Annotated in this window: 15 protein-coding genes and 1 tRNA gene; 9 read left to right on the forward strand and 7 right to left on the reverse strand. The window is 43.2% G+C overall.

Going from position 1 to position 20,970, the window contains the following annotated elements; translation table 11 throughout:
- Positions 1-40: 40 nt before the first annotated feature.
- The 5 genes from HQK88_09860 (at position 41) to nadC (ending at position 6,304) form a co-directional block, all read left to right on the forward strand.
- Positions 41-280 (forward strand): hypothetical protein, encoded by a 240-nt coding sequence (locus HQK88_09860; protein MBF0617103.1) that lies wholly within the window; start codon positions 41-43, stop codon positions 278-280.
- A 128-nt stretch (positions 281-408) separates the two neighbouring features.
- On the forward strand, positions 409-606 hold the full coding sequence (locus HQK88_09865) for a zinc ribbon domain-containing protein (protein MBF0617104.1): 198 nt from the start codon (positions 409-411) through the stop codon (positions 604-606).
- Positions 607-710: 104 nt separating this feature from the next.
- Entirely contained in the window at positions 711-2,282 is a 1,572-nt protein-coding gene (locus HQK88_09870) for a response regulator (protein ID MBF0617105.1), read from the forward strand.
- A gap of 330 nt (positions 2,283-2,612) precedes the next feature.
- Positions 2,613-5,468: a valine--tRNA ligase gene (locus tag HQK88_09875; protein ID MBF0617106.1), complete on the forward strand. Its 2,856-nt coding sequence runs from the start codon at positions 2,613-2,615 to the stop codon at positions 5,466-5,468.
- A complete protein-coding gene (gene nadC, locus HQK88_09880) occupies positions 5,465-6,304 on the forward strand; it encodes a carboxylating nicotinate-nucleotide diphosphorylase (protein ID MBF0617107.1) in 840 nt (279 codons plus the stop codon). Before HQK88_09875 ends, nadC begins: the two co-directional genes overlap by 4 nt.
- Positions 6,305-6,339: 35 nt before the next feature.
- Here nadC and trpD read toward each other — a convergent pair whose 3' ends face one another.
- From trpD to trpE, 3 genes are read right to left on the reverse strand one after another with little or no spacing between them, the layout of a single operon-like run.
- On the reverse strand, positions 6,340-7,356 hold the full coding sequence (gene trpD, locus HQK88_09885; GenBank protein ID MBF0617108.1) for an anthranilate phosphoribosyltransferase: 1,017 nt from the start codon (positions 7,354-7,356) through the stop codon (positions 6,340-6,342).
- 4 nt (positions 7,357-7,360) lie between these two features.
- Positions 7,361-7,963, reverse strand: coding sequence for an aminodeoxychorismate/anthranilate synthase component II (locus HQK88_09890; GenBank protein MBF0617109.1), 603 nt, complete (start codon positions 7,961-7,963; stop codon positions 7,361-7,363).
- A 19-nt stretch (positions 7,964-7,982) separates the two neighbouring features.
- Positions 7,983-9,473: an anthranilate synthase component I gene (gene trpE / locus HQK88_09895; GenBank protein MBF0617110.1), complete on the reverse strand. Its 1,491-nt coding sequence runs from the start codon at positions 9,471-9,473 to the stop codon at positions 7,983-7,985.
- A 153-nt stretch (positions 9,474-9,626) separates the two neighbouring features.
- Between trpE and HQK88_09900 the strand changes: the two genes are divergently transcribed.
- Together HQK88_09900 and HQK88_09905 are read left to right on the forward strand one after the other, a co-directional pair.
- Positions 9,627-9,701, forward strand: a tRNA-Gly gene (locus HQK88_09900).
- Positions 9,702-9,760: 59 nt separating this feature from the next.
- Positions 9,761-10,288, forward strand: coding sequence for a hypothetical protein (locus HQK88_09905; protein ID MBF0617111.1), 528 nt, complete (start codon positions 9,761-9,763; stop codon positions 10,286-10,288).
- 403 nt (positions 10,289-10,691) lie between these two features.
- Here HQK88_09905 and HQK88_09910 read toward each other — a convergent pair whose 3' ends face one another.
- On the reverse strand, positions 10,692-12,188 hold the full coding sequence (locus HQK88_09910) for a hypothetical protein (GenBank protein ID MBF0617112.1): 1,497 nt from the start codon (positions 12,186-12,188) through the stop codon (positions 10,692-10,694).
- A gap of 224 nt (positions 12,189-12,412) precedes the next feature.
- Between HQK88_09910 and HQK88_09915 the strand changes: the two genes are divergently transcribed.
- On the forward strand, positions 12,413-13,237 hold the full coding sequence (locus tag HQK88_09915; GenBank protein MBF0617113.1) for a nitroreductase family protein: 825 nt from the start codon (positions 12,413-12,415) through the stop codon (positions 13,235-13,237).
- A 12-nt stretch (positions 13,238-13,249) separates the two neighbouring features.
- On the opposite strand, the gene HQK88_09920 is transcribed toward HQK88_09915, so the two are convergent.
- Positions 13,250-15,127 (reverse strand): GNAT family N-acetyltransferase, encoded by a 1,878-nt coding sequence (locus HQK88_09920; protein ID MBF0617114.1) that lies wholly within the window; start codon positions 15,125-15,127, stop codon positions 13,250-13,252.
- 214 nt (positions 15,128-15,341) lie between these two features.
- Here HQK88_09920 and rmuC point away from each other — a divergent pair, with 214 nt between their 5' ends.
- Positions 15,342-16,655, forward strand: a complete 1,314-nt coding sequence (gene rmuC / locus HQK88_09925) for a DNA recombination protein RmuC (protein ID MBF0617115.1) — start codon at positions 15,342-15,344, stop codon at positions 16,653-16,655.
- Here the strand turns inward: rmuC and HQK88_09930 are convergent.
- Together HQK88_09930 and yidC are read right to left on the reverse strand one after the other, a co-directional pair.
- Complete coding sequence (locus tag HQK88_09930; protein MBF0617116.1) at positions 16,652-19,270, reverse strand: CBS domain-containing protein; 2,619 nt, start codon at positions 19,268-19,270, stop codon at positions 16,652-16,654. The genes rmuC and HQK88_09930 overlap by 4 nt on opposite strands.
- Positions 19,271-19,278: 8 nt before the next feature.
- Positions 19,279-20,898, reverse strand: a complete 1,620-nt coding sequence (yidC, locus tag HQK88_09935; GenBank protein ID MBF0617117.1) for a membrane protein insertase YidC — start codon at positions 20,896-20,898, stop codon at positions 19,279-19,281.
- Positions 20,899-20,970: the final 72 nt, after the last annotated feature.

Below are 20,970 nucleotides of genomic sequence, written 5' to 3' on the forward strand. Positions count from 1 at the left end.
AGTGACTGAAGCACCGGAGTGCCCCTACTGCGGACATAAGATGAGCAAGATGGAACCACCCACGTTTAATTTAAGTGACGGTCTTGGGTGGTGTACCCCGTTTTTGTATGTATGTTTTAATGATGAGTGCAGCTTTTACATAAATGGATGGGAACATATAAAGGTAAACTACGGAAAGACTGCCTCCTACAGGTGTATGATTTATCCGGATAGTGGAAACAAGGATGCCATATGCGTTTACACCCCAGATGGACTGAAAGGGCAGATTTTAGAGGATTAACGAGTGGACAGAGGATTGTATCAGGCCGATATAATGAAATGATGTAACAACATAGTTAACAAAACTATTGTTTTATGTTAATATAGCCGGAAAGTTTAAAGCAAATACCAAAAAAAAAGGAGTTAGCAATGCCTATATATGAATATATATGTGAGGACTGTAAGAAGCTTTTTTCAGTGTTTCAGAAGATGGGTGAAACTGATGCCGTTTGCACCTTGTGTAATTCTAAAAACGTGAAAAAACAATTTTCTACCTTTAGTTGTGCGGACAGTTCATCAGATTTCTCTAATAATCCCATGCCCTCAGGCGGTTTTGGCGGCTCATGAGGTGTTTCCTCCTGTTAAACCGTGTGTTTAACAATATTAAAATTTGACATATCTTTCCGGTAGTTTTTTGTGCCGGAACACAGGGTAAAGAGTGAAAATGGCTGATGGCTAATAAGCTTTTGTTAGTAAATAACAGTGTGACCATTCTAAAAGTGGTTGAGCTGATTCTCTCTGAGGAGAATTACGAGATTGTTTTTGTTAACGATGGGGAGGAGGCTCTTTCTAAATTAAAGTCATTTGTTCCGGACATTATCCTTGCTGACGTGGAGCTTCCAAAGCTTGGCGGCTACGACCTCTGTAAACAGGTAAAAGCTAATAAGGCCCTCAAAGATGTGCCCTTTGTACTGCTCATTGGAGCATTTGAATCCCTTAATGAGCAAAAAATAAAAGAGGTCGGAGCTAACGATTACCTGTTTAAACCTTTTGATTCCAAAGAGTTTTTAAATAAGATACATACTTATATAAAATCATCTGCTGCCGTTGAGAATATGGACTCTGGTGATGTGGAGGATCCACACAAGGAGGAGGAGCCTATTGAGCTTGGTGAGACCTCCATCATGGATGAAAAAGACATTGACAGTTTGTTTGAAGACACTCATGTAGAGGAAACGGCTGTGTTTGAGGATTCTCTGCATGGCGAAAAAGATGACTTTCAGGATTTCACAGATAATGATTTAACCACACGGGAACTTAAAGATGTGTTGGAGAGTCTGACAGGCGACGACAATGAAGATTCCATGGATGAGATTATGGATGAACCCATGGAGTTGGATAATACCTCTATGATGAGCGATGCCGACATAGAGGCTCTTCTTAATGAGACGATGGTTGAGGAGACAGTTTCCTTTGAAGGCGATGCAAGGAAACTGGAGGATGCAAATCTTGAAGAGCTGTCCTTTGATGATTTTGACACCACTCAGGATGTAATTCTCCAGGCTAAAGATGGTAAAGACAACGGCGATGACTCTGTTGCTTCACTTTTTGATGAACTTACGGATGAGCTTAAAGAGGGTGACCCTGTCCCAACTCAGGAGTTCTTAGAAGAGGAGATAACCGCAACCGAATTTTTAGATCAAGAGGAGCTGCAGGAGCTCTCCGGCAGTTTCTTTACAAAAGATAATCAACCAAAGGCTGAAACTAAAGATACAGTTTCTTACACCCCTAAAGAAGACAGATACAGAGAAATCCCAATGGATGCCGGCTTAAGGCCGCAAGGTGATGTCCTTCTTACGTCTTTTGATGTAATCAGCATTCTTAAAAGAAGTCTTGACCACAAGATAGATATGGTTTTTGACGAAGGGAGTATTCTTTCCGTATTTCAGGAGTCGGTAAATCTGTATGTTAAGGAAAACTTTAAAGATATCAGTATAGACCTTGATGACCGTGTCTCGGAGGCTATTAACAGGAAAATAAATGATGTTGTAGGCCAGATTAACCTTGATGCCATAATAAGCCAGGTAATATCCTCTACCATTAAGGGGATTTTATCTAACACAGTCAGCGAGATGTTTAAGATGACAAAGGAAATAACAGAGCGTGTCATAAAAAACACTTTGGAGGAAAACATCCCAACACTCAGAGAGGAGGTAGAAAAGGTAATATGGGAGACAGTCCCGCAAATGGCAGAAAAACTAATAAAAATCGAAATAGAGCAGATAAAATCGGAATTCATGTAACATATTTTACAGTTAGGTTCTTTTGTAAGATGCCAATCACCGTAAGGGGTCGGGCATTTTTTTGGAAGAGAAATTATTAATATGGAAAGAGTTATTTGGTTTTTGCAAAAAGAGGAGATTGCCACACCCCCTGTGGGGGTTCGCAATGACAGCTCGTGGCCTTGTGGTTGTACAATGATGGCGTGGAACTATGCATAGTATTCCTATCCGTCATTACGAGGAGCGACAGCGACGTAGTAATCTCCTCTTTTCCCTTATCAATCATTGTAAGAATTCATGTAAACAGACGTTTACAAATGTATAGTCACTGAGGTATAAGGAATCATACTAATGGAAGACACAAAAAAAGAGCCTTCAAAGGGATATATTCCCTCAGAAATAGAAGATAAATGGTATAACTTTTGGCTGAAAAATAATCTCTTCAGCCCGGAAAGCGACAGTGGGCGTCCGTCGTTTTCAATTGTGATTCCGCCCCCTAATGTTACCGGAACACTTCACATGGGACATGCCTTAAACGCAACCCTACAGGATACGCTTTGCAGATGGAAACGGATGAAGGGATTTAAGGTGCTGTGGGTGCCCGGCACAGACCACGCAGGCATAGCCACCCAGAATGTTGTGGAAAAAATGCTTGCTAAGGAGAATTTAACCCGCCACACGCTGGGACGTGATGAGTTTATAAAAAGGGTCTGGGAGTGGAAACGCAGTTATGGCGGGCAGATAATACATCAATTAAAAAAAATTGGCGCATCCTGTGACTGGACAAAGGAGCGCTTCACACTTGATGAGGGACTCTCTAACGCTGTGCGTGAGGTGTTTGTTTCCTTGTTTAACGAGGGACTTATATACAGAGCGCTGAGACTGATAAACTGGTGTCCGCGATGTTACACTGCGCTTTCCGACCTTGAGGCGGAACATGAGGAACTTGAGGGCAGACTCACCTACATCAAGTATCCACTTGAGGACGGCTCTGGCCATATCGTGGTAGCAACCACCCGACCTGAGACAATGCTTGGGGATACGGCAGTGGCCGTCAATCCCTTAGATGTAAGGTATCAGCAACTGGCAGGAAAACGTTTGATACTCCCGCTTACCGACCGGGCCATTCCCATAGTTACCGATACTGAGGTTGACCAGGCTTTTGGCACAGGTGCTGTAAAAGTGACCCCGTCACATGATTTTAACGATGAGGCGATTGCAAAGCGCCAAAATCCGAACCTTCCATTTATTACAGTCATAGGGCTTGACGGCACGATGACAGCCGATGCCGGACGGAGGTTTGCCGGCCTTGACAGATATGAGTGTAGAAAACAAGTTGTAGCTGACCTTAAGGAAAAAGGGCTTATCCAAAAAGAGGAAAAACATGTCCATTCGGTAGCCAGTTGCTACAGGTGTAAAACCATAATAGAGCCGCTCCCTACTGCCCAGTGGTATGTTAGTGTCTCTTCAATGGCAAAAGATGCTATTGATGCCGTAAAAGAGGGAAAGATTCGGATTATTCCCGATGGGTGGAAAAATAATTATTACTCATGGATGGAAAACATAAGAGACTGGTGCATATCAAGGCAGATATGGTGGGGGCACAGAATTCCTGTCTGGTACTGCCCTAAGTGCACAGATGATCAAGGCGCTTCTAACAGCGAATCCATTTTTATAGTGCTTTCGAAAAAACTAAGGGGACTTAACGAGGGAACATATAAGCAACTGACTGAGGCCGGTGTGGAACACAAGGATATAATCCAAAATGTCAGAAGTTTAACTGTTGGAATATCTGTTAAACCGTTTTCCGCAAGCGTTGACCCAACAAGTTGCCCGCACTGTGGATGTGGTGACATTATCCGCGACCAGGATGTCCTTGACACATGGTTTTCCTCGGCACTTTGGCCATTTTCCACCATGGGCTGGCCTGATAAGACAAAAGACCTCAGTGAATACTATCCGACAAGTGTGCTTGTCACAGCATTTGATATATTGTTTTTTTGGGTGGCGCGAATGATAATGATGGGGTTAAAGTTTATGAAAGACCGCCCGTTTAACGATGTGTACATTCATGCGCTCATAAGGGACGAAAGCGGGCAGAAGATGAGCAAGTCTAAGGGCAACGTGATTGACCCTCTGATTATGATAGATGAGTATGGGGCTGATTCTTTCAGATTTTCGCTGGCTGCGTTTGCTGCTCAGGGCAGAGATATCAGGTTTTCCGAGGAGAGGGTAGAGGGGTATAAGCACTTCATTAATAAACTCTGGAATGCTTCACGGTTTATAAATCTTAACATAGAAAAGTATGGATTTGATAAGGGATTGAAAATAGAGGAGATTGCAAAGGAACTCCTTGTGACAGACAGGGCTCTGATGCGCTTGCCTGAGAGGTGGATTCTAAACAGGCTGTCTTTTGCCGCAGCTGAGGTCAACAGAGGACTTGAGGAGTACAGGTTTAATGATGCAGCAAACGCTGTGTATCAGTTTGTGTGGTATGAGTTTTGCGATTGGTACATAGAGCTATCTAAGACCTCCTTTGAAAGGAGTAAAGAGTATTCTGAGGCTGCCCTTAAATGTCTTCTGTATGTGCTTGATGCCTCAGTGCGGCTTCTTCACCCCTTCATGCCCTTTGTAACAGAAGAGATTTGGAACTCATATCCTCACGAGGGAAAAACCATTATGCTCACCTCATATCCCGACATGTTGGCAGAGGACGCAGAAGCGCTGGAGCGTATGGATTTTGTCATTAACGCCGTAACCGGCATAAGAAGTATCCGCGGGGAGTTCAATATTTCACCGTCAAAGAAGATTTCGGCTTTAATCAGGACTTTTTCAGATGCAGCTCGCCTGAATCTGTTAGAACATAAGGATTATATCTCAGCGCTAACAAGGTGCGGGGAAAACCTTGAAATAGGTGAAAACGTGGAAAAGTCAAAGGGTTCGGTTACCTCGGTAAAGACAGAGATGGAAATATATGTTCCTTTAAGCGGACTGTTTGACATTGAGGCAGAGACGGAGAGGCTTGATAAGGAACTTAAAAAGGTTGATGAGGCGATACACGGGTTAAATATAAAACTCTCTAATGAGGATTTCATAGAGCGAGCGCCAAAGGCTGTAGTTGATAAAGAAAAGCTTAAATATAACGAGCATATTCTTAAAAGAGAGCGGATAGTGGAAAACATCAGTAAACTTAAGGAAATAAAATGATAACGCCGCAAGTCAGGGAATTCATAAGAGATGCCTTAGCTGAGGACATAGGACACGGCGATATAACGACAGAGAGCACAATTGATGATAATTCAATGTCTGAGGCTGTTGTGCTTGCCAAAGAGACAATGATTTTAGCCGGTATATTGTTTTTTAAAGAGGTTTTTGATATTCTCAAGCAGGGTGTAACGGTGGCCGTATTGGCCACAGACGGTACGACTATGCAACGCGGCCAGAACATTGCAAGACTTACCGGCAACACCGCCTCATTGCTTACAGGAGAGAGAGTTGCTTTAAATATTTTGCAGCGGTTATCAGGAATAGCAACATTAACCGCAAAATTTGTAACAGAGGTCAAAGATCTTGGGGTCAAAATTCTTGATACAAGAAAGACAACGCCCAACATGCGGCACATGGAAAAGTATGCGGTAACAGTGGGAGGCGGGTCAAACCACAGGTTTGGACTATATGATGGGGTACTAATTAAAGACAATCACATAAAGGCCTCAGGAGGAATTACAAAGGCAGTAACCAGGGCAAAAAAGAATGTCCCGTTTCTTACAAAAATAGAGGTTGAGGTGCAAACCCTCTCAGAACTCAATGAGGCTCTCAGTTGTGGCGTAGATGCTGTGATGCTGGATAATATGAATATAGAGCAGATGAAAGAAGCAGTCGGAGTAGTCAGAAGCACAGGAGGCAGGATTTTAATAGAGGCCTCCGGCAACGTGACACTGCAAAACGTGCGGAGAATTGCGGAAACCGGAGTTGATGTTATATCAACAGGGTTTATCACCCACTCGGCTCAGGCTGTTGACTTAAGTATGAAGATAATTTAATAGGATCTGTTTTTTCAAAAACAGCGATATAAAGCTTAGTTTGATAAAGACACGGAGACTCTCTTTATTTCCTCTAACTTCTTAAGTGCCCGTCCGCTGTCCAATGCCTCAGTTACAGTATTAACTGCCGTATCAATATCATACTGTCCCTCAGATACCATAAGAGCGCAAGCGGAGTTCATGACAACTATGTCGTGCATGGGGCCTTTTTTACCGCTTAGAATTTCTTGTGTAATACGAGCATTGTCCTCACGGCTCCCGCCTGCTATGTCAGTAAGCGTCGCTCTGTCTAAACGAAAATCCTCAGGTGTAAACACCAGATTATCAACGGTACCTCCTGAAAAACGTGATACCCGTGTGCCGTTCGTTATAGTTACCTCATCGAGTCCGTCCGTTCCATGAAACACCATAGCATCAATGGCGCCCAGATTACCAAGCACCCTTGCAAGCGGCTCCGTTAATGCTGAGTCATAGACGCCTACTGTTTGCCGTTTAGCTCCTGCAGGATTTGTCAGAGGCCCAAGTATATTAAAAATCGTTCTAATTCCGATTTCTCGCCTTGGGGTAACTGCATATTTCATAGCAGGGTGAAAAAGTGGCGCAAAAAGGAAACCAAACCCTGTATCAAACAAACATTTTTCAACGTTTTCGGGACTCAGGTCTATTTTTATGCCAAGCGCTTCAAGCACATCGGCGCTTCCGCTACGGCTTGACGAGGAACGGTTACCGTGCTTTGCCACAGGAATTCCGCACGCTGAGGTAACAATGGCAGCGGTTGTTGATATGTTAAATGTGTGAGAAAGATCGCCACCAGTGCCGCAGGTATCTACAACCCCTTCAGGCGCATTTATTTTTATAGCCTTCTTTCTCATCACAGAGACGGCTGCCGTTATCTCTTCAACTGTTTCGCCTTTAATCTTAAGGGCTGTCAAAAACGCCGCTATCTGGGCATCCGTTGCTTTGCCCTCCATTATTTCTGTCATGCAGTCAATCATCTCGGCACCACTAAGGTTTATCCCCTGAGTCACTATGCTTATCGCCTCTCTTATCATAGGCTTAGTCTCCACCTGTGCTGTGATGGCTGTTAAAAACATCGGCAAGTGTCAGGAAATTTGAAAGTATATCCTTGCCAGCTTTGGTTAGTATTGACTCCGGGTGAAACTGCACCCCATCCAGTGGGTATGACTTGTGCCTGACCCCCATGATTTCATCTGCGTCAGTCCACGCGGTGATTTCAAAATCCTCGGAAAGTGTACCATTTTTGATAATGAGGGAATGATACCGGGTAGCTTCAAACGGATTTGGTATGCCTTTAAATATGCCGCGGTTGTCGTGGTAAATCAGTGAGGTTTTGCCGTGCATAAGCCTGTCCGCTCTGACAATGTCTGCGTTAAATGCGGCTCCTATGGACTGATGTCCCAGGCAAACGCCAAAAATTGGGATTCTGGTACAAAATGTTTTAATCAAATCAACGGAAACACCGGCCTCATTTGGTGTGCAGGGGCCTGGAGAAATCACAATTTTTTCCGGCCTTAGTTTCTCAATTTCATTGAGGGTGATTTTATCGTTTCTGAACACTTTTATGTTCTGTCCAAGTTCCCCAAGGTACTGAACCAGATTGTACGTAAAGGAATCATAATTATCTATCATTAAAAGCATAATACCGCCATATTTTTGGCTAATACCCGCTCTTAGCCATGTTAACGGCACGAAACATGCCTTTTGCTTTATTAACAGTTTCATCATACTCATTTTCGGCAACCGAGTCAGCAACAATTCCGGCCCCTGCCTGCACATATACCTTGCCCTCTGTAATCAGTATGGTGCGTATTGTAATACACGTATCCATTGAGCCGGAAAAGCCGAAATATCCTACAGCTCCGGCATAGGGCCCACGCATGACAGGTTCAAGCTCATCTATAATTTCCATTGCCCGCACCTTAGGCGCTCCCGTTACGGTTCCAGCCGGAAAACAAGCTCTTAACACATCAAAGGAGTCAAGCCCCTCTCGTAAAACACCCTCCACATTTGACACTATGTGCATGACATGGCTATAGCGCTCTACGTCCATTAGTTCGGTAACCTTAACTGACCCTGTGACAGCCACACGTCCAACATCGTTCCTGCCAAGATCAACCAGCATTATGTGCTCTGCCCGTTCTTTTGGGTCAGCCTTCAATTCAACCTCAAGGGCACTGTCCTCATCGCTTGAGCGTCCGCGTTTACGAGTGCCCGCAATCGGGCGCAGTGTAATTTTGCCATCCTCTACCCTGACAAGAATCTCCGGTGAGGACCCGACGATTTTTATATCCCCAAAGTTAAGATAAAACATGTACGGCGAGGGATTGATTACCCGCAGGCAGCGATACACATCAAATGGGTCTATATCTATGTCTGCCTCAAACCGCTGAGACACCACTATTTGAAAGGCATCCCCTGCTCTTATGTATTCCTTTGATTTTTCCACTGCAGCAAGAAACTGTCCTTTTTCAACAAATGATGACTTAAATCCATCAGAGTCTTTAACATTAGTGAGATTTTCAGCAATTGAGAGAGTGCGGCTGGTTGACGGTTTTTTTAGCATTTCAACAAGAGCGTCAATTTTTGCCGTGGCCTCTTTGTAACTTTCCTCAGGGGTTTTACCGCCAATGAGGGAGGCATTAGCGACCACTTTAATTGCCTGTCTCAGGTTGTCAAAAATTACAATAGTATCCATAAGCATAAACATCGAATCAGGAAAATCAAGGGATGGTTTCTCCCTTACCGGAACGCTTTCAAAAAACCGCACGCACTCATATCCGATATATCCGACAAGTCCGCCATAAAATCGCGGCAGCCCCTGAATCTTGACAGGAACATGCTGCGAGAGTTCTGCTCTTAGAACCTCTATAGGGTCTGGCACCGTTTTTGTGATGGATTTACCATCAGTTATGATTTCAACATCATTTCCATACGATCTTATAATTTTTTCAGGCGCCACTCCTAAAAACGAATACCTTGCCCACTTCTCGCCCCCCATAACGCTCTCAAGCAGGAAACTGTTAGGTCCGCACAGTTTTAAATAGGCCGAAACCGGAGTCTCGGTGTCTGCTAAAATCTCGGTATAAACAGGGATTAGATTACCCTCTTCAGATATTTTTTTAAATTCCTCTATTTTTGGATAATACATATTGACAAACTCTGCCGTTTTCCTTTAGAATTATTTCCGTGATTCATTCACGGTACGTTACTGTATGATACATAGAAAGATGTTAAAGTTACAAGAGCAAACTTGTAAAACTTGAAAGTATTATAGTAAGATACCGGTAGAGGCATCACCAGAGCGGGCGTAGCTCAGTGGTAGAGCACAACCTTGCCAAGGTTGGGGTCGCGAGTTCGAGTCTCGTTGCCCGCTCCATATTTCCTCAGCGTGGCATTGAAAAAGGGGTGGAGGGGAGAGGGAGAGAGGGTTCACTTGTGACAAAACTATTTGTGGATGGCTTATACACGATAATACCTCTGGTAGAGTTTAGAAACACACCGAGTGTAAAATTCCACGTACTTCCTGAAAATAAAATACCGCGTATAGACTCGGTGGACAGAGTTGAGCACGGACCAAATGCTGTTTCTCCAACCATAAAAGGGAGCACAGGACAGTTTTGGTATTATCACAAAGCACAGACCGATAATCTCCTTGTTTTCCTTGGCTCAAGGATAACGGAACTCTATACCCCTAAACATGGAAAGATAGAAACTTTTGAAGTAACGCCTGAGTCAATCAAACACAATGGTGAGCTGGTTATAGACACCCCTGCAATACTGTCATGGCCGCCTGGCGTGTTTCACAGGGTGTCCAGTGGACAGGATGGATCACTTTCATTGAATTTTGCAGTGCACGAATTAGGGTTTTCCCTCAAAGACAACTTTGACATTTATGAAGTTAATACGGAAAGTGGGCGATATAGTGTCATACGGCATGGTTTTTTAGACCAAAATACCAAGTAGCGTTCTATCGCCTAACTTTGTTGGCATCGTTAAAAGCTCCTCAACGTACTAAAAGTACGCCTGCGTCGCTTTCTCCTTGCCGCCTTGTTATGCTCTGACTGCTACTCGAGACCGTTGCAAAATTCCCAAAATGGGGGGAAAGTATTTCCCAATTAATACCGAGTAGCAGCCTAAAATATAATAATGATGAGATTACCACGTCGCTATCGCTCCTCGTAATGACGGATAGGTACGCCCACGCACAGCCCACGCCGTCATTGCGAACCCCCGCAGGGGGTGTGGCAATCTCATCCTTTTTCTATAACATTTTGTTATATTTTTGAACTCAACTTGGTGTTATAATATTTTTGCAACGGTCTCTACTCGGTATTAAAAAGAAAGTAGAGCAGATGTGTTTTGCTCTCTAAAGAAAAATACTCCGCTGATCCTCTCTCAATAGCGGATCTATTTCTTTTGGGAGGTGGAAATTATCCTTAAAAATCCTGTTCATCACCGAAACCAGTTGTCTGAACTTATATGCGTCGTGATGGGAATCACCTTTCTGTTCCGATTCCTCCCAACTCTGTTTATCCGATATTCTTAATTCAACTGGTAGCGTGTGTTGTTCTGTAAAAAACGGCGTGGATATTCCTCCGCAGTGATTATCAGCATACGGCAGAAGGATTTTTCTCGTTTGCTTGCAACGGTGTATTGGTACGGGAAAATTTAACTTGCACTGAAACTTTTTTTGGCCTTTTGAGGTATGTGCATTTCGGATGGCATTTCTGCTCAGTGCGCCGTAGAAATCCCTTGCGCTTTGAGAAATCTCCTCATTTTCAGGCATATAATCTTTGTGGGCACTTTTGTTCAGACTTGTCATTAACCTCTTTATGGCCTCTGTCATGTCCTCCGGGGTGTCAAATATTGTCTGCATAATGGATGAGGAGACTACGGTCTCCTGCAGAATTACACCTCTTTTTTGCAAGGCGTGAAAAAGCTTAAGTGTATCGTCTCTGTCATTTAATATAAACGTAACGGCCAGCGGATCTTTTATTATGTGGGCTTCACCTTCAAAATCATTTCCAAGTTTAGTTGCCATACTGTATATGGTCTTTAATCTGGAGGAGATTTCCGAAATCTCCACATCGACACCGTCACCGCTTTTGAAAATAAAGAGGTTTTTTACCCTGTCAAAATCTATGAATTCTTTGAGACGCTCAAAGAAGGTTGAAACCTTAACATATGCCCTGAATGAAGACTCATTCTCAATTAGAGTTGGAGGAGGGTTCCTCCAGTCAAAATCAAACAGATTATTGAGGGATAAGCCGTTTGAAGTAAAATAAAGGCCGAGCTGAACAAAATCGTTTATATCCTGGCTGTCCTCCTCGGTTGATTTTATCAGATGACAGACTTTTAGAAGGGCGCAGGCCATTTGCTGGAATTCACTGGATATTGCCATATCTGTCCCTTTATATCCATAAAACATGTGTGGGTACTTTCTCGATGATGCCATTAAAAAAAGATGTCTTGGATCTTCATCGACAAGGCTGCAGAATTCATTGTTTTCAAGTTTCTGTTCTATTTCTTTTAATGAATCATTAACCGTTTCATAATAATGAAGAGCTGGTGAGTTTAACCTTATCAGTGTTGCAAGTTGTTCCTTTAAAAATGGAAACAGGTATTGATGGCAATAACTGAGAGCCATATCTACATATCGTTTTGCCCTGCTATTTTCACCGGTGGTTAGCTCATCGGCTCCTCTTATGTCAAACCCGCGATTTCCCATCATTTTTGTAGCCTGTGAGAGAGCGGTTTTATAATCATATGCGGAGAGCATAAGGTAAGGGGTCATTTCGGTTCGGTCAAGTATAGAACCAAATATGCTGTGATAAAGCTCGTGTTTGTTAGCAGCGGTATCCATCAATAATCTCCCGATAACATAACTCAAATTCCAGGTACGCAGATAAGATTGTGCCTGTTTTGGCTTCTTAAAGTCAACATAATATGATATAATATCAGCATTAGCTATAGTTTCTGTACTATAATATAGAAGGTCATAAGGTGTGTGGAGGTTAACATGCCTCAAATAGGGGAGTTGTTTTTAGCTGCAAAATAACAGAGGTTTTTTTATAAAAGGAGTAATATATGACTAACTTTTCAGTTAACAAAGAAAGATGTCTTAAGTGCGGTGAGTGCATAGAGGATTGCGTAATGAATATTATTGCATTTGAAGGACAATACCCTGCTATTATTCCAGGAAAGGAAAGCGAATGCGTTCAGTGTGAGCATTGTTTTGCTGTCTGCAGTGAAGGGGCAGTTAGCATCTTAGGCCTTAATCCGGACAATGCAATCAGGCTTGAAGGAAATCTGCCCGAAACCAGTAAGCTTGAGGTACTTATGAAAGGACGGCGGGCAGTGAGACGTTATTTGAAAGAGCCTGTACTGTGGGAGACGATAAGTGGTCTGTTGGATGTTGTAGCAAATTCGCCCACAGGCAGAAATACAAGACAGAATCTTTTTACAGTTGTTAGTGACCCTCTGGTTATGGATAAAATAAAACAGGAAACTATGGAAGGACTCCGGAGGGCAGTTGCAAACTATGCTCTTCCAAAGGGATTTGAATTCTACTCTTTTGTAGTTGATGCCTGGGATGCAGGCAAGGACATTGTTTTCCGTGGCGCACCACACATGCTTGTTGTATCATCACCAAAAGATGGCCCGTCTCCTGAGGCAGACACCCTTATTGCACTAACTTATTTTGAGTTGTTGGCACAAAGCATGGGAATAGGTACACTTTGGAACGGCCTTTTAAAATGGGCTGTCACTGCCGTTGTGCCAGAGCTTAGAAAGAAAATTGGAATTCCTGAAGATCATTATATAGGGTATTGCATGGTATTTGGCAGACCTGCCGTACAGTATTACCGCACTGTTCAGAGAGGCCCGGCACAGATAAACAGGGTTACATTCTGAAACAACAATAGGTTATCGTTTGAAAACAGCCTTAATAGAGCACGAGCCCTCCTCGTCGTGTCTTTCCATAGTGGCCTCCAGTGACTTTAGTAAGGCAATCATAGAATGGTTTTCTGATATGGTCTCTGCAATAAAGCCAAGAAGTCCTTGTTTCTGAGCTATAAATGTCAGATGTTTGATCAACTCCTTGCCTATCCCCTTTCCCTGGTAGTCATCTCTGACTACAAAGGCAGCTTCAGCCATGTAAGTATCCTTAGAAAGTGCATACTGGCCCACCCCAGCAATCCACTCCCTGTTGTCCGTTTGTATGATGGCAACAATAACAATTTTTGAGCTGTAATCAATAGAGATAAACTCCTGAAGCCTCTCATGCGGCATATCTTTCCTTACCGATGTAAAGCGGCTATACAACGTTTCATCAGAGAGAGAATAAAAAAACTCCTTCATGAGCGGTTCATCAGTTATTTTAATCGGTCTGATAAAGATATCAAGACCAGATTTAAGCCTCTTGTGCGTTTCAAGTTCAAACGGATAGCTGCCTGTAACATTGGGCTGATCTTTATAGATTAAGTTAAGGCTCTTAGCCTCTTCAATAAGCCATGCCCTGAAATATGGATGCGATATGGATATAAGCTGCATAGCCCTTTCTCTGATGTTTTTGCCATGAAGATAGCTGATTCCATACTCTGTCACAACATAATGGATATCACCACGGTTGAGTGTTACCCCAGCTCCCTTATCAAGCAGGGGAACTATCCGTGAAATTGTTTTTGTTGCTCCGGTGCTATCAACAATGGTAGCAGTTGACTGAATAGTTAAAATGGTCTTACCGCCTTTGGATAAAACCGCTCCACGCATGAAATCTGCCTGACCCCCTATGCCGCTGTAAAACATCTTTCCTATGGATTCCGAAGAGGCCTGTCCGGTTAAATCCAACTGCAGAGCACTGTTTATTGCCACCATGTTGTCGTGTGAGGCTATTACCATTGGATCATTTGTATAGTCTATGGTTCTGAACTCTATTGAGGGATTATTATTAATAAAATCATAGGTGCTCTGAGAGCCCATGGCAAAAGATGCCACGGTTTTGCCGCGGTTTCTGTTCTTTTTAAAATTGTTAACATTGCCATTTTTTATTAAATCCACTATCCCATCTGAAAGAAGCTCTGTGTGTATTCCTAAGTTGTTTTTACCAGAGAGATTTGCCATAGCTGCATTTGGAATACTCCCATGGCCAACCTGAAGTGTATCACCGTCTTGAATCAACGCTGAAACATACCGCCCGATAGCTTGTCCGGTTTCACAGTCAGCCTCTGAGTGGTATTGCAGTATGGGTTCATCTGCTTGCACGATGTAATCCACATCATTTAAATGAATAAAGCCGTCGCCGTGCACAATGGGGCTATGTGTATTTATCTGAACAACAACCATAGAGGCTGCCTCAAGAGCAGCCTTAACTATATCTACACTTACTCCGAGATTCATATAGCCATGTGTATCCGGTGGTGAGCACTGTATAAGAGCTACGTCAACAGGAACAACTCTCCGTATAAATAACCCAGGCACTTTTGAAAGAAATATAGGGGTATAGTCGGCTAACCCCTCATTTACCGCCGATCTGGCGCCGCCGCCTATAAAAAATGAATTATACCTGAAGTTGTTCTTAAACTTTTCGTCAGTGTATGGAGTCACTCCAAGTGACCAGACATGAAAAATCTCAGTGTCAAAAAAAGCCTTTGGGTGGGTCTCCGCATATTTTATTAGTGCCTTTACGAGGTACTGAGGTTCGGCACACCCAGTGCCCACAAAAATCCTTGAGCCACGCCTGATGTGACTGAAAATTGTCTCCTCAGTTACACATTTCTTGCTGTATAGCTCATCCAGGCTCATTGCAGGAACCCCTTCGCACTAATCTGTAAGACATTTAGTATTGTTAAACTATGCTAACACAATTGAGTAGATAAATCAAAAAAAATGTGACTTGCCTGTTAACGTAAATACTCTGCTTTTGTAAAATACTGTGCAATACAGCTATAATGGACGTGGTTGTACAGGTAGTTTTAGTGGGTAAAAAAGGAGGTTAAGTGTGACTGGCATTAATATAATGCTGCCCGTTATTTTCATTATGCTGATAACAGTGATAGCTCTTCTTTTTAAGCTATTGATAAAAGCACCACAAACATCAACGCTTGATTACCGTCTTGATGCTTTTGAAAAAGCCCAGGAACGTACCGAACGCGCTCTCAGGCAAGAACTGATACAAAGCAGAGAAGAGCACAGTAACGCAGCAAGACAACAGCGGCAGGAACTGACAGAGACGATGATAACGACAATCGGCGAGTTGGCTAATGTTCAAAAGACTCAGCTTGAGCTCATGTCGTCTGCAATAGGAAGGCTTTCTGAATCAAATGAGAAAAAACTGGAGGCAATCAGGGCCACTGTTGAAGGAAAGCTCCAAAACATACAGAACGATAATGCTAAACAACTTGACCAAATGCGGCAGACCGTGGACGAAAAACTGCAGGGGACGCTGGAAAAGCGCTTAGGCGAATCCTTCAAACAGGTCAGTGAGCGGCTGGAGCAGGTGCATAAAGGGCTTGGTGAGATGCAGACCCTTGCTACGGGTGTTGGTGATTTAAAGAGGGTACTGACAAACGTTAAAACGCGTGGGACGTGGGGTGAAGTGCAGCTTGGGGCGTTGCTGGAGCAAGCTCTGAATTCCAATCAGTTTGCCCGTAATGTAGCCATGAAAGATGGCGGTGAGAATGTCGAGTTTGCGATTAAGTTGCCTGGACAGGAAAAGGATGAAACTGTCTGGTTACCGATTGACGCCAAGTTTCCTATCGAGGATTATCAGCGTTTGGTGGAGGCTCAGGAGCGTGCTGATGCAGATGGTGTGGAGGCGGCAGGAAAGCATCTGGAGAGCCGTGTTAAGGCCTGCGCACAAGACATCTGTACAAAATACCTGAACCCGCCCAAGTCAACAGACTTTGGGATCCTGTTCTTACCCATAGAGGGTCTTTTTGCCGAGGTTATTCGCAGGGTTGGATTAACTGAGGTTATTCAACGGGAGTCCCGTGTGGTTATAGCTGGGCCAACTACATTATGGTCAATTTTAAACAGCCTTCAAATGGGATTTCGCACTCTGGCAATCCAAAAGCGCTCCGGAGAGGTATGGAACCTCCTTGCTGCTGTCAAAACTGAGTGGACTAAGTATGGAGATGTACTGGATGCAGTGCAAAAAAAGCTGCATCAGGCATCCGATACACTTGAAAAAGCCAAAGTGAGGTCAAAAGCAGTTGGCCGGAAACTAAAGGATGTGCAAGAGCTTCCAGTGAGTGAGGCTGCATCGCTGCTTCCCCAAAATCTGATAGAAGATGAGCCAGAGGTTGGTGAGGCAGATAAGACAGATTATTAAGCTGGAATTAAAAAACGTTCCTTAACTAACGCTATCTCATCGTCTTTGTCTCTAATGAGTCCTGAGATTTTTGCATTAATTATTTGGTCAAACACTTCTCTATAGATTGGTCCTGGCGTTAAACCCATGTCCTTAAGTTCTTTGCCTGTTAAGAGAGGTTCTATGTGTCTGTGCTGTACCAGATACCTCGATATGGCCTGTTGTCTGCCCTTGTGTACTGCCATTAAAAACAATATGGTCTCTATATTTAAATTTTTACAGAAATGATATAACACCTCAGGGTTGTCAGAGTCGGGCAAAGCAAAAAAAGCAGCCGAGTGCTTCAAAGAGTTTATTATGTTCTCTGTTATGTTAGGTGGTGTTGTTAGTCTCATAAGAGCATCCCTGCGTGAGCTTTCAGGAAGGGTTGACATTATTCCCATGAGATAAATCCGGCCAATATCCGGTTCACTCGAAAAAAAAGTCAGTTTGTACCATGATATGGCGGCGTGGATACTTTTTAAAATGCTCTCAAGGTCCTTATTAAATGTAAAGTCCGGATGAATTGCTTTCAGCAGCTCATAGCCGGATAATCTCTTTAGAGCCTTAGCCGGGTCTAATTCTCTGAACACAGCCGACATTTCATCATAAACCCTTGTGCCTGAGACTTTTCCAAAGAGATCAAACTTAACTGCCGTCTTTATTAATCTCTCGGTGTGTTTACTTATCTTAAAGTCAAACCGCTCGGAAAATCTAACTGCTCGGAAAGCCCTCGTAGGATCCTCTATGAAACTCAAATTATGAAGCACCCTGATGGTTTTCTCTTTCAGGTCGCGTTGAGCGCCAAAGTAATCTATAAGCTTACCGAAATCCTTTTTATTCAAACACACTGCAAGCGTATTTATCGTAAAATCCCGCCTATAGAGGTCTTTTTTAACCGAGGAAGATAAAACTTGAGGGAGCGCTCCCGGCTCTTCATAGTACTCGGTGCGTGCTGTGGCTATATCTATTACAAAATCCTTGGTACCTTGCAGCCTGATTCCAAACACCTTTGCCGTTTGAAATCTTTCATGGGTTTTTACCCGTCCGTTAAGTCGCAGTGAAATCTCTCTGGCAAGCGCTATCCCATCTCCCTCGACAACTATATCTATATCCAGATTTTGTTCAAACCGCAGGAGGTCTCTCACAGCACCTCCTACAAGAAATACCTTCATACCAAGCGAGTCAGCTGCGTCTCCAACGTCTTTCAATATTTTAAAAACTGAGGCCGGAAACCTTTCTTTAAGAAGTGAAGCGATGTTTCTTACCGATGACGTTTTAATATCATTCTTAGATGCCGACCTGTCACGTCTTACGTAGTCCTCATATAGGTTTCTTAACAAATCAGTTCTTGTTATCGCTCCCACTATCGTATCCCCGGTAAGTACCGGTAAAAAGCGCTGATTCTTTTCTACCATTGTCTCTTCAATTTCACTGACAGATGTGCCAGTGTCTGCTGTTGCCGCATCGGTAGTTATAAAGTCATCAATCGCACTTTTTTGAAAACCATGGAAAATTGCCTTTTCCACAACTTCACGGGATATTACCCCAACGTAAGAGTCCTCTTTGACAACCGGCAGCACATTTATTTCATACTTCGTAAGCAGCAGCCCGGCCTCCTTTATTGTGGAATTTAACTTTATTGTGATAACAGGACTTGTCATTATCTCTTTTGCCGTCTTAACTGGTTTGATTAACTTTTTAATAGCGTCCTTTATCCCCTCAACAACAATCTCAGGGATTTCCTCTCTTATTGTCGCTGAGGCAGCCACAGAGTGCCCTCCGCCTCCATACATTCCCATAAGCTCTGCCATATTAAGCTCCGGCACTCGTGAGCGTCCGACAAGCAGAGTTTTCCCCTCCATGGAAAACACCAAGACCACAGCGTCTGTCTCCTCCATGTCCATTATATAGTGTGCCATGTAGGCGACATCGCCAAAATAGCTATCTCTGACAGCAATGCCGATTTTTACCCTTATCCCTGAGACAAACACCTCAGAGAGTGAGTTAACCAGTTCATTTAACAGCTCAAAATCCTCTTTACTTAACAGAGGCCTCAGAAACGCCGACACGATGTTGAGGTTTGCGCCGCGCCTAAGCAGATATGCTGCCGCTTTCAAGTCTCTCTCAGTAGTTGAAGAGAATCTCATCGAGCCAGTTTCCTCATATATCCCCAGACACAGAATGGTAGCCTCAAGGGCTGTGATGGTGACAGAGCTCTTTAACAAAAGTTCGGTAATTATTGTTGCCGTAGCTCCTGCCTCTTCAATTGTCTCAAAGGTGGCCATGATGTCGTTTTGCTTTTTAACATGATGGTCATAGATAAAAGTGATGACACCACTTTTGCCAACCACATCTGCAAATTGTCCTATCCTTATAGCGCTCTGAGTATCTACTATGATAAGACGCTTGATTTTTTTTATTGGAATATCTTTTATTTTTGAAAACTCTACAGGATATGCTTTAAGGAAATCTCTGACAGGTTTTTCCATAGAGCCTGGGAAAGCAATTACAGCCTCCGGAAACAACCTTTTTGTACCCACCATTGAAGCCAAACAATCAAAGTCAGCATTAATGTGGCATGTAATGACATCCACTGTGAGGTCTAAGTTACAGCGGCTTTACGGTTTACATACGTCTGCTGCGCAATACTTAGCAAATTGCTCACAAGCCAGTACAAAACCAAACCTGAGGGAAAACTTAAAAACATAAAAGTAAAGACAATTGGCATAATCATCATGATTTTGGCCTGAGTCGGATCCATAGTGGTAGGTGTCATCTTCTGCTGTATGAACATGGTGATACCCATTATGACAGGAAGCACGTATATGGGGTCTTTTGCAGAAAGATCAGTGACCCAAAAGAAAAATGGTGCTCCCCGTAACTCAACAGATACTAATAAGGCCTTATAAAGGGCAAAAAACACCGGTATCTGAATCACTATCGGAAGACATCCGCCCATAGGGTTAACCTTATGGACTTTATAGAGCTCCATCATTTCCCGCTGCATTTTCTGGGGGTCTTTCTTGTGTTTTTCCCTTATCTCGGTCATAAGCGGCTGAATCTTTTGGAGCTTTTTCATTGAACTCTGCCCTTTGTTGATAAGCGGAATGAAAGGAATTCTAACTATAAGTGTAAGAACAATAATGGCAACTCCAAAGTTCCCAAGATATTTGTTAAGGAACAACAGAAACCAGAAAAGCGGCCGTGCGATTATAGAGAAGTACCCAAAGTCCACAATAGGTTCAAGGGAGACATTTAGAGCCTTTAAGAAATCGTACTTTTTTGGGCCTGCGTAAATAAGAAACTCGTTGCTGGAGTTTGTGCTCTTAAATGCCACCAGAGACTTTTGTTTAACAGATGGAGTGGCTGGAATTTGCCACACCGTTGTCTCTGCCATAGGACCTTGAGGCACCAGAGCGGTGCAAAAATATTTGTTTTCCTCAGCAATCCATTTTACACCATCAGGATATTTTTTGATGTCATCCATTTTTTTGTCTTCATTAAACTCTACTCTGTCCATACCATTTAAGACAACTGGCCCAAAATGCGCAGCGTAGCCATCTCCGCCATCCCGGCTAAAACCGCTGCCGATAGTTATGTAGTATGGGCTTATGCCGGAGGTTTCGTCCTTAAGTTCCACCTTGTAGCTGTTTGCATAAAAGGTATAAGTCCTTCTAATTTTTTTACCGTTTGACTCATAATCCAAAATCACCTGTCCTGTGTCAGTTCCGTTTAAGGTGATATTCTTTGAGTCTGTGGCAAATGCCGCCTGAGAGAGTTCAAAATCAGTTGTAGCTCCAATTACAAAGGCGCCGTACTTAGCGGTTTTATCAATCAGTTCAATATCTTTTTTGTCATTGTTTTTATAATCCTTAAGCTTAAACGATTCAATCGTACCACCAACAGAGTTCACAATTGCAGTGTAGTGCAGAGTATCAACGGTTATCTGTTTAATGGGAACATGTGCGTTTGGCGTTTCGTTGGCTAATGCTGGAGTGTTAACAGCAGTGTTGTTTTTAGCTTCTGTAGTAGGAGCAGTAGCTTCTTTAGGTGTATTATCGGCAGCAGTCGTCTTAGTTTCCACTTTAACCTGAGCCGCTGTTTGAGCTGCCTGTTGAGCCGCCAGCCTTTGTTTTTCCGTAAGCGGTTTTATGTAGAAAAATTGGTATAATAACAGTACTGCAACTGAGAGCACTATAGCCGTAAGAGCTTTCTTTTCCATAATATATTTTAAATCCTCTCCTTAATAACGCAAGGGGTTGCTAACCCCAATAACGCAAGGGGTTGCTAACCC

Source organism: Nitrospirota bacterium (genome assembly GCA_015233895.1).
Taxonomy (GTDB): domain Bacteria; phylum Nitrospirota; class Thermodesulfovibrionia; order Thermodesulfovibrionales; family Magnetobacteriaceae; genus Magnetomonas.

Coding starts and splice junctions, on each gene's coding strand:
- HQK88_09860 (MBF0617103.1), top strand. CDS start 41: ATGAGCAAGATGGAACCACCCACGTTTAATTTAAGTGACGGTCTTGGG.
- HQK88_09865 (MBF0617104.1), top strand. CDS start 409: ATGCCTATATATGAATATATATGTGAGGACTGTAAGAAGCTTTTTTCA.
- HQK88_09870 (MBF0617105.1), top strand. CDS start 711: ATGGCTAATAAGCTTTTGTTAGTAAATAACAGTGTGACCATTCTAAAA.
- HQK88_09875 (MBF0617106.1), top strand. CDS start 2,613: ATGGAAGACACAAAAAAAGAGCCTTCAAAGGGATATATTCCCTCAGAA.
- nadC (MBF0617107.1), top strand. CDS start 5,465: ATGATAACGCCGCAAGTCAGGGAATTCATAAGAGATGCCTTAGCTGAG.
- trpD (MBF0617108.1), bottom strand. CDS start 7,356: ATGATAAGAGAGGCGATAAGCATAGTGACTCAGGGGATAAACCTTAGT.
- HQK88_09890 (MBF0617109.1), bottom strand. CDS start 7,963: ATGCTTTTAATGATAGATAATTATGATTCCTTTACGTACAATCTGGTT.
- trpE (MBF0617110.1), bottom strand. CDS start 9,473: ATGTATTATCCAAAAATAGAGGAATTTAAAAAAATATCTGAAGAGGGT.
- HQK88_09910 (MBF0617112.1), bottom strand. CDS start 12,188: ATGGATACCGCTGCTAACAAACACGAGCTTTATCACAGCATATTTGGT.
- HQK88_09915 (MBF0617113.1), top strand. CDS start 12,413: ATGACTAACTTTTCAGTTAACAAAGAAAGATGTCTTAAGTGCGGTGAG.
- HQK88_09920 (MBF0617114.1), bottom strand. CDS start 15,127: ATGAGCCTGGATGAGCTATACAGCAAGAAATGTGTAACTGAGGAGACA.
- rmuC (MBF0617115.1), top strand. CDS start 15,342: ATGCTGCCCGTTATTTTCATTATGCTGATAACAGTGATAGCTCTTCTT.
- yidC (MBF0617117.1), bottom strand. CDS start 20,898: ATGGAAAAGAAAGCTCTTACGGCTATAGTGCTCTCAGTTGCAGTACTG.